Annotated in this window: 11 protein-coding genes; 9 read left to right on the forward strand and 2 right to left on the reverse strand. The window is 52.2% G+C overall.

Annotated elements, in window-relative coordinates; translation table 11 throughout:
- Positions 1-13 precede the first annotated feature (13 nt).
- From THEAM_RS07100 to THEAM_RS07135, 8 genes are read left to right on the forward strand one after another with little or no spacing between them, the layout of a single operon-like run.
- Positions 14-523, forward strand: a complete 510-nt coding sequence (locus THEAM_RS07100; protein ID WP_013538155.1) for a hypothetical protein — start codon at positions 14-16, stop codon at positions 521-523.
- Between the two features lie 22 nt (positions 524-545).
- Complete coding sequence (locus THEAM_RS07105; protein WP_013538156.1) at positions 546-2,669, forward strand: HD domain-containing phosphohydrolase; 2,124 nt, start codon at positions 546-548, stop codon at positions 2,667-2,669.
- Between the two features lie 44 nt (positions 2,670-2,713).
- The gene (gene sucC, locus THEAM_RS07110; protein WP_013538157.1) at positions 2,714-3,883 is read left to right on the forward strand and encodes an ADP-forming succinate--CoA ligase subunit beta; all 1,170 of its coding nucleotides are present in this window, start codon (positions 2,714-2,716) and stop codon (positions 3,881-3,883) included.
- An 11-nt stretch (positions 3,884-3,894) separates the two neighbouring features.
- Positions 3,895-4,797: a succinate--CoA ligase subunit alpha gene (gene sucD / locus THEAM_RS07115; RefSeq protein ID WP_013538158.1), complete on the forward strand. Its 903-nt coding sequence runs from the start codon at positions 3,895-3,897 to the stop codon at positions 4,795-4,797.
- 13 nt (positions 4,798-4,810) lie between these two features.
- Positions 4,811-5,038, forward strand: coding sequence for a 4Fe-4S binding protein (locus THEAM_RS07120; protein ID WP_013538159.1), 228 nt, complete (start codon positions 4,811-4,813; stop codon positions 5,036-5,038).
- Positions 5,039-5,049: 11 nt separating this feature from the next.
- On the forward strand, positions 5,050-6,201 hold the full coding sequence (locus tag THEAM_RS07125; RefSeq protein ID WP_013538160.1) for a 2-oxoacid:acceptor oxidoreductase subunit alpha: 1,152 nt from the start codon (positions 5,050-5,052) through the stop codon (positions 6,199-6,201).
- Positions 6,201-7,058 carry a 2-oxoacid:ferredoxin oxidoreductase subunit beta gene (locus tag THEAM_RS07130; protein WP_013538161.1) on the forward strand — a complete coding sequence of 286 codons (858 nt, stop codon included), beginning with the start codon at positions 6,201-6,203 and terminating at the stop codon, positions 7,056-7,058. The genes THEAM_RS07125 and THEAM_RS07130 overlap by 1 nt, the downstream gene beginning before the upstream one ends.
- Positions 7,055-7,681: a 2-oxoacid:acceptor oxidoreductase family protein gene (locus tag THEAM_RS07135; RefSeq protein ID WP_013538162.1), complete on the forward strand. Its 627-nt coding sequence runs from the start codon at positions 7,055-7,057 to the stop codon at positions 7,679-7,681. Before THEAM_RS07130 ends, THEAM_RS07135 begins: the two co-directional genes overlap by 4 nt.
- A gap of 26 nt (positions 7,682-7,707) precedes the next feature.
- Here THEAM_RS07135 and THEAM_RS07140 read toward each other — a convergent pair whose 3' ends face one another.
- Positions 7,708-9,174: a hypothetical protein gene (locus tag THEAM_RS07140; RefSeq protein WP_013538163.1), complete on the reverse strand. Its 1,467-nt coding sequence runs from the start codon at positions 9,172-9,174 to the stop codon at positions 7,708-7,710.
- 74 nt (positions 9,175-9,248) lie between these two features.
- Positions 9,249-10,583 carry a hypothetical protein gene (locus THEAM_RS07145; RefSeq protein ID WP_013538164.1) on the reverse strand — a complete coding sequence of 445 codons (1,335 nt, stop codon included), beginning with the start codon at positions 10,581-10,583 and terminating at the stop codon, positions 9,249-9,251.
- 230 nt (positions 10,584-10,813) lie between these two features.
- Between THEAM_RS07145 and THEAM_RS07150 the strand changes: the two genes are divergently transcribed.
- Positions 10,814-12,925 carry a hypothetical protein gene (locus THEAM_RS07150; RefSeq protein WP_013538165.1) on the forward strand — a complete coding sequence of 704 codons (2,112 nt, stop codon included), beginning with the start codon at positions 10,814-10,816 and terminating at the stop codon, positions 12,923-12,925.
- Position 12,926: the final 1 nt, after the last annotated feature.

Raw genomic sequence — 12,926 nt, forward strand, 5'->3', positions numbered from 1 at the left:
ATTTAGAGACGACATGGCTAAGGGTAGAGTTGTTCTCGTTGTTTTGGCGCTACTTGCCCTTGTTACGGGGTGCTTCGGTGAACCAAGAGTCGGCGTTATAGGCGAAGAGCACACCCTTCTCCTCCCGTTTGAGGCGAGCAAGTTCCTCGGGTACTTCCAGAAGAACGGGCTCGAGGTAAGCCTCGACTGGGCAAACGGCACAGAGCTCATCAGCCTCCTCAACTTCTCTAAGTACAAGGCGGCCGTTGTAGACGGCACAACTGCAAGGAAGATAGAGGAGTTCTCTAAGGAGTGGGTGAAGCTCTGTAAGGTTGCGGTAAAAACGAAAGGGGGAAAGCCGATAAAGGGAAAACAGTTCTTCCTGCTCATCAGGAAGGAGCTCCTTCGGGAACCCGAAGAGACGGTAGTGCTCGTAAAGGGCTGGAACTCGGGGGTTGATGCCCTGAAAGACCCGGCTGTGGTTTACGCACTTACGGGGGAAGAGGCGGTTCGGGGCTACAGGTTCTACAGCTGCACGCCCTAAAACTGCAATTAAAAGGTAAAAGGTGAAGCTGGATAAGTACCACCTGCTTACAGGTATAGCCGTGCTCGTATCGCTGCTTGTTACGGCTGCGAGCTTCTTCACGGCCTACCGCTTCACAAAGGAGCTCCTTCTGCACGAGAGCGTAATAGACGCCATCAACTACATAGAGGTGACCGCCGCGGCCGCAGGCTCAAAGAAGAACTCAAAAGAGCTCTTCAACGTTTTAAGGCGCGCTCCCTACATCGAGTCGGTTAAAGAGGGCCCTCCGGCCGAAAAAGATGAGTTTACCCTGACGAAACGGCTCCTCTTTCCCGACGGCCCCCTTACGGTAACCGTGAAGCTCAACAGACGGGAGATAGAGTCTAAGGCCTCGAAAACTGCGGTAAAGGTCGGAGCGTTTATGGCGGTTGTTACCTCCGGCCTCCTTGCCCTCTTCCTCTTTGCAATCCACAGGCTCTACCTGGTTCCGCTGAACCGGATAAGGAAAGAGGTGGGCAAGATTCAGATGGGAGACCTCAAAAAGCTCCCCGAAGAGGGCGAAGACGAGTTCGGCCGCATAAGGGAGAGCATAAACAAGATGATAGACAGCATAAGGGAGAGGGACGAGCGGGCGGAGATAATCTCCAGCTTCATCCAGCTCCTAACGGTCGGTAAGGGATTCAACGGGGAGTTCGTTGAGCTTATGCAGAAAGTTTTGAAGCTCACAGAGGCCGACGGGATAGTAATCGGCGTTCAGAAGAGAAACAGCGACGCCATAGAGATACGGGTTATAACCCGATACGGCGAAAGGGTTTTTGAGAAAAACAGCTCCGAGCTGGACGGTATAGAGCCCTACATACTGGCCTTAGGGAGGGAGATAGAGACCACAAAGAGCAAGATACTCTCCAAAGGGGAGAAGGCCCTCGGGATGAAGTACATCTTCGGCATGCCCTTAAAAGCAATGTCCGACAACACCGCAGGCTACGTGATTGTTTATAAAACGAAAGAGGAGCCCATAAGCGAAGAGAACAGACGCTTCATAAAGAGCATCGCAAAGTCTATAGCGGCGGCGGTCACAATCAAGTGGCTGATAGAGGAGCTCGAGGAGAAGCTGCGAAAGGAGAAGGAGCTCAAAGAGAAAATCCTGAAGAGCTTCGTCAGGGGCATCGAGATAAGGGACTCCTACACCAGAGGACACTCAGAGAGGGTGGCCTTCTACTCCAGGGAGATAGCAAGGGCGATGGGGCTAAGAGAGGAGGCCGAATCGATATACATTGCCGGCCTCCTCCACGACATAGGAAAGATAGGAATACCCGACAGCATACTGCTGAAGCCCGAGAAGCTCACACCCGAAGAGTACGAGATAATCAAGCTCCACCCGATACTGAGCTACGAGCTGGTTAAGAACCTTGACTTCATAAAGGAGTCCCTCGACGGCATAAAGTACCACCACGAAAGGTGGGACGGCAGCGGCTACCCGGACAACCTCCAGAGAGAGCAGATACCCCTGTCGGCACGGATAATAGCGGTGGCAGACTCCTTCGACGCCATGACCAGCGCCAGAATATACAGAAAGGGAATGAACAAACGTGCCGCCGTAGAAGAGCTGATAAAGGGCAAAGGGAAGCTATACGACCCGGAAGTTGTAGACAACGCCGTCCACATACTCCTTCACAAAACTCCCCCGCCCCCGGACGACGACTACCTCAGCGACGACCTCATAAAGGAGATAGAGGAGCGCAGGCTCGACTACTACCTGAGAGACCACCTAACGGGAGTATTCAACCGCAACGCCTTAGAGCTTGCGTTCAACCAGGCTAAGGAGAGGTTCAAGAAGTTCTCGGCCTTCGTCTTAGACGTTGAAAAGCTGAGGGAGATAAACATAGAGAAGGGGTGGCGAGAGGGAGACAGAATACTCAAAGAGATTGTAAATCACATAAAGCGGAGCTTCCCCGAGGCCATAACCGTTCGCTACTCGGGAGACAACTTCGTCGTATTCCTGCCGGGCTCCTTCAGGGAGAAGCTCAAAAAACAGGTAGAGAAAATCGAGCGTGAGCTTAACGTGAAGCTGAAGCTGGAGGAACTCAACAACTTCAAAGACGTTGAAGAGCTGAAAGTTATCCTCACAGAGCTGGAGTTCTCCTCCCGCCCCGCAGCCCAGATGTAAAAATTTTGTAAAATGATTACCAACTCAACGGCGGGAGGATTAATATGAAGATACACGAGTATCAAGCCAAAGAAATCTTCAAAAAGTACGGCCTTCCCGTTCCGAGAGGCATTGTTGCCCACAACGCCCACGAAGCTGAACAGGCCGCAAAGGAACTGGGAACGCCGGTAGTAGTTGTAAAGGCCCAAGTCCACGCAGGGGGAAGGGGTAAAGCCGGCGGCGTTAAGCTCGCAAAGTCCCCCGAAGAGGCTGCAAAAATTGCAGCGGAAATGATAGGAAGCCGGCTGAAAACCTATCAAAACCCCGAGGGACTGTCAATCAACTGTGTCCTCATTGAGGAAGGGGTAAACATAGACAAGGAGTTCTACGTAGGCCTGACCCTCGACAGGGAGACCTCAAGGCCGGTTTTCATGGTGTCTGCAGCGGGGGGAATGGAGATTGAAGAGATTGCAAAAACGAACCCCGAGCTCATCATCAAGGAGCACGTAGACCCGGCGATAGGGCTGCTGCCCTACCAGGCCAGGAAAATCGCCTTTAAAATCGGTTTAACCGACAGGAAGCTCGTAAGTCAGTTCGTAAAAATCCTCATGACCCTCTCCAAAATGTACTTCGACCTCGACGCCTCCCTGATTGAAATCAACCCCCTTGTAAAGACCAAAGAGGACAACTTCATCTGCCTCGACGCAAAAATAGACTTCGACGACAACGCCCTCTACCGCCACCCCGATATTCAGGAGCTTGAAGACACCACCCAGATTGACCCGCTGGAGCTCGAGGCCAAAAAGTGGGACCTCAACTACGTAAGGCTCGACGGCAACATCGGTTGCATGGTTAACGGTGCCGGCCTTGCAATGGCAACCATGGACACAATCAAGTTCTTCGGCGGAGAGCCCGCAAACTTCCTTGACGTTGGCGGAACGGCCACAGTTGAAAGGGTTGCAGCCGCGTTCAAGCTCCTGCTCTCCGACCCCAAAGTGAAGGCAATCTTCGTAAACATCTTCGGCGGAATCGTCAGGTGCGACAGGATTGCAGGAGGAATCATAGAGGCCGCAAAGCAAGTAGAGCTCGACAGACCCCTAATTGTGAGGCTCGAGGGAACAAACGTTGAGCTTGGAAGGAAGATGCTCGAGGAGAGCGGCCTCAACATAATTCCCGCCAAAGACATGGCCGACGGCGCCCAGAAGGCGGTAAAAGCAGCAAAAGGTGAACTGTAAGGAGGGGAAAGATGAGCGTTCTCATAGATAAAAACACCAAAGTTGTAGTTCAGGGTCTTACCGGTAAGGAGGGCTCCTTCCACGCAAAGCAGTGCCTCGACTACGGAACTCAAATAGTTGCAGGAGTTACTCCCGGTAAAGGCGGAATGACCTGGACCGACGACGAAGGCAAGTACAAAGTTCCCGTTTTCAACACAGTTGAGGAGGCCGTTAAAGAAACGGGGGCAAACGCCTCCCTCATCTTCGTTCCGCCGGCCTTCGCAGCCGACGCCATAATGGAGGCGGCAGACGCAGGTATCAAGCTGATAGTCTGCATAACCGAGGGAATCCCTGTAAACGACATGGTCAAGGTTAAAAGGGCCCTTGAAGGAACAGGTGTCCGCTATGTAGGCCCCAACTGTCCGGGAGTGATTACCCCCGAAGAGTGTAAGATGGGCATCATGCCCGGCCACATCTTCAAGAAGGGAAGGGTGGGAATAGTCTCCCGCTCCGGAACCCTCACCTACGAAGCGGCCTACCAGCTCACAAGCCGCGGAATAGGCCAGTCTACCGTTATCGGAATAGGAGGCGACCCGGTTCCCGGAACAACCCACAGGGAAGCGGTTGAGATGTTCAACAACGACCCCGAAACAGACGCAATCGTTCTCATCGGTGAAATCGGCGGAACGATGGAAGAGGAGGCCGCCGAGTACATCAAGGAGCACGTTAAAAAGCCGGTAGTTGCGTACATTGCCGGCGTTACGGCACCTCCGGGAAGGAGGATGGGCCACGCGGGAGCGATTATCTCCGGCGGCAAGGGAGACGCAAAGAGCAAAATGGAGGCCCTCAGGGAAGCCGGCGCCTACGTGTGCAACACCCCCGCCGAAATCGGCGAGATGGTAGAGAAAGCGCTTAAAGAGAGAGGTTTACTCTAATAAGGAGGAAGGCATGGCCGCAAAAGGGATAGTTGTTGTTAAAGAGGAGTGGTGCAAGGGTTGCAACATCTGTGCCGCCGTTTGTCCCACCAAGGTTCTGGAGCTGGACAAAGTTAAGGCGGTTATGAAGGTGGTTGCGCCCGAGAAGTGTATCGGGTGTAAGCAGTGCGAAATGATATGCCCGGACTTCTGCATTTACGTTTTCACTCCTGAAGAGTACGAAGAAATCGCAAGCGCCTAAGGGAGGAAGGAATGGCAAGATTAGAGTTAAAGTACGGTAACCACGCATGTGCCGAAGCTGCAATCCTTGCAGGGTGTAGGTTCTACGCCGGTTACCCGATTACACCCTCTTCCGAGATTGCAGAGAAGATGGCCGAGCTCCTGCCCAAGGTAGGGGGAGCCTTCATCCAGATGGAGGATGAAATCGCAGCAATGGGTGCAACTGTCGGCGCCTCTATGGCAGGTGCCAAGGCGATGACGGCAACTTCAGGCCCCGGTTTCTCCCTTAAGCAGGAGAACCTGGGATACGCGTTTATGGTTGAAGCTCCGTGCGTTGTGGTAAACGTTCAGAGGGGTGGCCCGTCTACCGGTCTTCCCACTCAGCCGGGTCAGCAGGAGATTATGCAGTCCCTCTGGGGAACCCACGGAGACAAGCTCATTCCGGTCTTCTACCCTGGAAACGTTCAGGAGATAATGGAGGAGACCATAAGGGCGTTCAACTGGGCCGAAAGGCTCAGGACTCCCGTTGTCCTGCTCCTGGACGAAGTCCTTGGCCACATGAGGGAAACGGTAGATATGGAGCAGTTCACCCCCGACAAGGTTGAAATTTGGAACAGAAAGCAACCTACGGTTCCTCCGGAGGAGTACCTGCCCTACAAGCCCGGAGAGGACCTGGTTCCCGCAATAGCCGATTACGGAACACCCGGCTACAGGGGTCACGCCACCGGTCTCCACCACGACTACACCGGCTTCCCCACAACCGACCCGCAGATGTGTCAGGAGCTTATAGAGAGGCTGATTAACAAGGTTAAAAGGGTTCAGCCCGAGCTGGAGAAGAACGAGTTCTACAAGTTGGACGACGCGGAGTTCGCAATTGTTACCTTCGGAACAACCGCAAGGGCCGCAAAAACTGCTGTAGATATGGCCAGGGACAAGGGCATAAAGGTGGGCCTCTTAAGAGTTGTTACCATCTGGCCCTCTCCCGAGGAGACCCTCAACAAGCTGGCAAAGAGCGTTAAGGCTATACTCGTTCCCGAGCTCAACATGGGACAGTACGTCCTCGAGGTTGAGAGGTGCGCCAAGGGTGAGTGTCCCGTTTACAGGCTCAACAGAGCGAACGGAAAGATTATCTACCCGGGCGAAATCCTTGCAAAAATCGAGGAAATTGCCAAAGGAGGTAAGTAATGAGCACTCCTAACATACCTATGGAGAAAATCATAGAGAAGAAGCCCTACTTTAAGTACCTGCGCCTCGATAAGATGCCCACGATTTGGTGTCCGGGCTGCGGTATCGGGCAGGCCTTCAGGGCAACCTGTATGGCCCTTGACGAGCTCGGAATTCCCAACGATAAGGTCGCAATGGTTTCCGGTATCGGGTGCTCTTCCAGAACCCCCGGATACTTCGACGGTTTTACGCTCCACACCACCCACGGAAGAGCTCCGACTTTTGCAACGGGGTTGAAGCTCTTTAAACCCGAGCTTACGACCATCGTTTTCACAGGAGACGGAGACGCCCTTGCAATCGGCGGTAACCACTTTATCCACGCAGCCCGTAGGAACATAGACATAACCGTAATTCTCATAAACAACTGGATTTACGGTATGACCGGCGGTCAGGTTTCCCCCACAACACCTACCGGAGCTTACGCAACAACCACCCCCTACGGCAACTACGAGCCTCAATTTGACATCGCAAAGATGGCAATAGCCGCCGGAGCCACCTACGTGGCAAGGGGAACCGCTTACCACGCAATGGAGCTGAAGAAGCTCATAATGGACGGTATTAAACATAAAGGGTTCTCCCTCATTGAGGTTCTCTCTCCGTGTACCATCATCTACGGTAGGAAGAACAGGATGAGCTTTGAGGAGATGTACTTCTGGTTCAAGGAAAACACCCTCCCCATAAAGGCTTGGGAGAAGCTTCCCGAGGAGAAACGTGCAGGAAAGATACCCAGGGGAGTTCTCTACCACGACGACTCCCGTCCCGAGTACACAGAGGTCTACTGGAGCAAGGTTAAGCAGCTTTCCGGAGGTGAGAAATGAGGTACGAGGTTAGGGTAATAGGTTCCGCCGGTCAGGGCTCCATTCTGGCCGCAGTTGTCCTCGCCACGGCGGCAGCAGAGGAGGGGCTCTGGGCTACTCAAACAGCTACCTACGGTGCCGCAATGCGTAGCGGGGTTTCCCTCGGAGACGTTGTAATCTCCGACCAGCCGATAGACTTCCCGAAAACCACCGAGCTTGACGCAGTTGTAATCCAGTCCCAGGAAGCCTACGACGATATGATAAAGGGCAAGCCCATAAGGCTCGACCCCGAGTGCAGCGAGGCAGACGCAGATGTCCTCGTAGGGGTTAAGCCGGGGGCCCTTGTTATCGTGGATGAGGACCTCGTTCAGTGCGACCTGGACTGCAATATGTACAGGGTGGTTTCCGCTCCTATTGCAAGAACTGCAGCCGAAGTGCTCGGCAGAAGGCAGGTTATGAACATAGTGGCACTCGGCGTCTTCCAGGTGGCTACAACTTTGCAGTTTGACGGGAAACCCCTCATATCTGAGGAGTCTTTCCTGAAAGCCATAGAAAAGAGCGTTCCTTCAAGGTTCATAGAGCTTAACAAAAACGCCTTTATGGAGGGCGTGAAAATAGGTAAAGCCACCCTTCAAAAGGCTTAAGTTAAAGGGGGCGCGATACGCCCCCTTTAGTAAATAACGAACTCTGAGCTGTTTGGCGTATCGGTTACTTTCAGAAGGGAGTTTTCCCTGCCGAGGTCAACAAAGAGAACGTCTGCATTGCCGCTCTGGTACAGCTCCTCCCCGAGGAGGCAGTTCCCTATTCCGTAGAAGAAGACCCTAGCCGTTGAATCCACACTCCCCAGCTCTTTCAGCCTGCGACCGTTTAGGTCTGTTGAGTAAAGTTTTCCGTTTTCAACAAGCAGAAGGGCATTTACGTAGTCGTCTCCTTTTCCGGAAGGTTTAACAGAGTAGCCGGCCCAATAGGCGTCCTGAACACAGATGGGGGAAGCCTTTGGCTCAGCTGAGTTCCAGATACAGGCCTCCTCTGTGCCGTTGGTAAGCAGCTTTACGTAGTAGAGCTTGTACTGAAGGGGCAGAGGCATCGGTTCAACCTGGGAGGCGATTTGGTAAGTTGAGTTCGTTTGAGGGTCGTAGTAGTAAAGGGACGGGGTTACACCTCCGTAAAGCTGAATAACAACGTAATGGCCGAGGACTTCAATACCGGAGATGGTTGCACCCGAAACGGGCGATGGAACTTGAAACTGGGAACCGTTTCTGTAAACGAAAAGGGAGCTTCCGTCGGTTCCGTAAAGGGTATCCTCGGTGGCGGCCATTGTGAACCAGCCGGTGCAGTTTCCGTTGGGAAGCTCACCTAAAGTGGAGCCGTTCCAGCTGTAAAGTTTGGCTCCCGAGCCGAAATCTATACAGTAGTAGTGTTCAAACCCCTGCTTCGAATGTTTATAAACGGAAAGAGCCGAAAGAAGCGTCGGCCGAGACAGAGAAGAGACTATAGAAGTGCAGTTATCAACGCCCGGCAACGAACAGATTTCAGCAGAAGCAGCGGTAGCCCGGTAAAACAGGGCGTGCTCCACTCTAAAGCGGGAATCGGGTAAAAAGGCAATAAACTCTTTACCGTTTAGGTTAATTCCTTTTAAATCGGCCATGTCCAAAAGCCACTGTTCGTTATCCGACGCCGTTGAGCAGTTACCGTCTGAACCTGCAGTTTCGGCAACAACGTAACCTCTATCTGTATCTATATCTGCAGCAGTGGCAACGAAAGAACAGACTCCGGAAACTCCGCTAACCGGCTCGGGAGCCGGAAGTTTCCCTTTCTTCAGGAGAGAAAGTCTATAGACCTTACCGCTTTGTAGAAAGGCAAGGTAGTTGAAGTGTCGGTCGGTATAACTCTCGTCGGCCATGTTAACGGAGGCGTTCCTAACAAAGAGCTTCACCCCTTCTACCTCCCCCGAAACCACCTTAATGGGAGAACTGGGAACACTGCAGTCGACAAAATCGATACTCGAAAGGTAGGGAAGATAAGTGGCTGTTACGTTTCCGGTTGTTCTTCCCCCCGTTACAGAAGAGGAACCTCCTCCCCCGCAGCCGGAAATCAAAAAGAGAGCAAGAACGCCTAAAAGGGATTTACGAAACATCTCCCCCTCCCTCAAAACGGTTAACCTCAGTTTTGAATCTAATAGGCGTGAGCGACCGGTTTATTAAAATCTTTTCAATAAACAGGAGGTCCCTCCCCTCCGGGAACGAAGGTCAGAGAGTTTGGAGTCTGGGAATCGAGAAACACAACCCTCTTCCCGAACCTCCCTCCGCTAAAGGCGGTAACCGTTCCCAGCAGCCACCTACCCACACCGAAAACGTAGAAAGTGGAGTAGTCCGGAAGGGCCCCAAGGTCTACAATCTTTTCGCCACCTTGAGAAACGGTAAAGAGCTCTCCGCCTCCGCAGGTTTCCGGGTCTTCATTCTCAACCAGGAAAAGGTTGTAACCCTTTTCTGTAACGGAGTAGCCGGCCCAGTACGAGCTGCTGTAGCACTTAACTCCGGAACCCGGCTCAAACAGACACGCCGAGAGGTTACACTTTGCGTTATAGGCGTTGTAGAAAAGCTTACCACCCAAAGATTTGCAGAAAAGAACCACAGGCCGCCTATCGAAAACGGAAACCTCTCCACCGTGGAGAAACTTTAAAAAGAGAAACCCTTCTCTCTCAAAGGCTACAACAACTCCGCTCCTTAAAGGGAGAAGCTCCTTAACCTGCCCCCTCTCTTCTAAAGAGTACACCGGAACCAAACGGCTGCCTGATAGTTCAAATACCGTCCCACCGGAAGCAGCGTAAAGCCTTCCACCGGAAAAGGCAAGAGAAGAAATAGGCTCAGAGCTCCTAAAAAGCCTCCACTTGCCGTTACTTCGAGTAAGCAGAAAAGTTCCACCGTTTAGCTTAAGGGCGTAAGCCTGAGCACCTCCGGCTCCCCGGGCACGGGCAGTTAGTGAAGCAGAAAGCACGTTGGAGGCAATTCCGAAACACTCCAGTTTTTCCTTTAGGGAACAGAGCTTCAGCTCCCTCTGGGAAAGGGCCAAAAAGAGCAGCTCCCCTTCCTTTACCGGATAGAGGAAAGAGACAAAACGGAAAGAGGCGGGCAGAACAGCAAGCTGGCCTCTATCAACGTTAAGGAGGTAGCTTCCATTAAGGTCTGTTATGTAGGCTCCACTTGCCAGAGGGTCTACCAACTTATCGGCAATTGTGGCATTGAGGCAGTTGAACTTCATCCCCTCTGCCGTTCCCTTCAAAAGGTTTAAAACGTAAACGTCGCCCCTGTAAACAAAGACAAGCCGCGCCCAGTGAGGAGCCGAACCCTGCCCCGCCCTATAGGTGGCAAACGCCCCTTCTACACTCCCGCTGAAAAGCTTCAAGGGGGCAGACGGGTTAAGCGGGTCCAGTAAATCTACACTCCCCAAAAAGGGTAAGTAGGAAACGGGTTCCACCCTCTTTTTGGCAGGAGCGCAGGAGAAGAGTAAAAGGAAAAGAAGGAAGAAAAGTGTAAACCTAAACACGTCCCCCCTCTTTAGTCGGTTGCAGGCGGCTGGAATAAGTATATTTCTAAGTACGGTTAAAAATTTTTATTGTTCTTTAAGAAAACAAGAAGATTAACCTTCAAAAAGAGTTAAATGAGCTCCACATTTGTATATTGAAATAGGGAATCTTTAATATTAGGGCATTCTTTAAAAGTTGGTATAAAATATTAAGACCACTTAAGAAGACCAAAACCTAAACGGAGGGGAGGATGAGAAAACTAATACCACTACTCTCCCTTGCCCTAATAGCAGCAGGATGCGGAGGCGGGGGAGGAGGCTCTTCACAGCTCAGCACAAGCTCAAACGGGGTAACCCTCACCACCTACGTCACGTCAAGTATTGTTAAAGGTGCCCAAGTGTGCGTAAAGGGAACCGACATCTGCGCCCAAACAGACAGCACCGGAAAGGCCCAGCTCACGGTTGACTCCCTACCCGTAACCCTTGAGGTTGTAGCAGGTGGCGTTTCCTTAGGTGAAGTTAAAGTGGGTACCGACAGCGCAGTTTTAAGCCCCACAACAGTTGCAGAGGGTAACGCAACAATCGCTGCAGCCATAGCCGCAGCAATCCACGCAATGGCCGGCGACACAACCGGAACGGCCCAAACGATAGACCTATCAAACGTTACGGTGGAGAACCCGCCGGCCGACCCGATAGAGGAGCTCGTTAAGCAGGGTAAAACCGTATCCCTCAAGGTTAAGAAGGATGACCAAGAGCACTCCATAGAGATTAAGCCGGTAGAGTCCGACAACGGAACAACCGTTGAGGTTTACTGCGACGGCGAAAAAGTAGAGGTGGCCGACGAGCTGAAAGAGCTCTATTGGAAAATGGGGACCTTCCTGACTGCAGTCGACGGCCAGAGCGTAAGCTTGGCAACTAACAAAAGTAACGAAGTTGTTCAGTGCACACTCAACGTTAACCCCGACAACCCCTATCAGTTCAAACTTACCCAGTGTTCAAACTCTACGTACAACAGCCTCAACTGGAACACAGTTAAACTCTCCGAAGACGGCGTTCAGATTGAGGTTGCCGGCACATCGGACACCTACTGGGTAGAGGACGTAAACCTTAAGGAGTTCAGCGTATCCTACACAGACAGAAACGGCCTCTACGGCAAACTTTGGCTCACAGGAAGCGCAACCATTACACCTCCCAACGTAAACGACGAGGAGCTTGAAACGGCCCTTGCCCAAGGGGAGTTTGATACCGTCTATTCAGCACTCCACTCCCTCAGCAACCTAAACGATACAGAGAAGCTGCTCCTTGCCCTGGCGGTGATAGGTAAGTCTGCAAAGGACGGATTCCTCACACCGATGGGATACTCCATAGTAACACCTTCCTACTCCCCCTTCTTCAGGGTGGAGAAAACCGGTCCGGAGTTTGAGCTAAGCCCCAAAGAGTACAAAGACCACCTGAAAGACTTACTGGAGAAGCTCAACACCGCCATAGGCTACGTTGAGAGCATTCAAAACCCTGCAACAATTACCCTACCCGACTCTATCATCTCTTTCTACTCCCTAACGCCGGGAACTCACCTCGATAAAGAGACTTTAACAACCATCAAGGCCGCCCTCTACCTTGCAAGGGCTAACGTTGAGTACTCACTCGCCTACAACTGGGAGAACGTTGACTTCAACTCCTACTCGGTTCTGAAAGAGATGGAGAAGCTCCAAATCGAAAACACCGCACTTATCGACAGTGCAAAGAACGACCTTAAAGAGGCCCTTAAGCTTGCGGCTCAGGCCGGCCAAGATTTCGGAAGCGCCATCCACAGCGGTAACTACTCCTCCCAGGACCTCACCTTTAACATCCTGATACCCGACAGCGCAAACCAGACCGTAAACGTAAGAAACGACAACTGCACAGTTAGCTACGACAACATCGACACGTTAGTAGAGAGCCTCGGGGGTCTCCCCGACGCCGTAGACAAGCAGGTAGATGTCCTGTACTCCGGAAACCTCTGCAGCGACAACGCCACATTCAAGCAGGCTACCATCTACCTGGGAACACCGTTTACACAACCCATAACCGGCGACCAGATTACCCAAGACGTAGATAACGGCAACATGCTCGAGGTTAAAGTCTGCACCGATTACTACTACTACTACGACAACGGAACCGAAGTGGAACAGTGTCTCCGCTTCGAGAGAGACATCTGGTTTAACAAAGACTCCAACCTCTACAAGTTCTTAACCTCTATGGACCCGAACGCACAGTTCGCAATCGTTAACTACAACGGAACAGAGTTCTACTCATTAGACGGCATCTACTTCGACACCGACTACGGGACCTACTACATAGTATTCCCCACACAGAACCAGTAAG

Origin of the sequence: Thermovibrio ammonificans HB-1 (assembly GCF_000185805.1) — a bacterium.
Taxonomy (GTDB): Bacteria; Aquificota; Aquificia; order Desulfurobacteriales; family Desulfurobacteriaceae; genus Thermovibrio; species Thermovibrio ammonificans.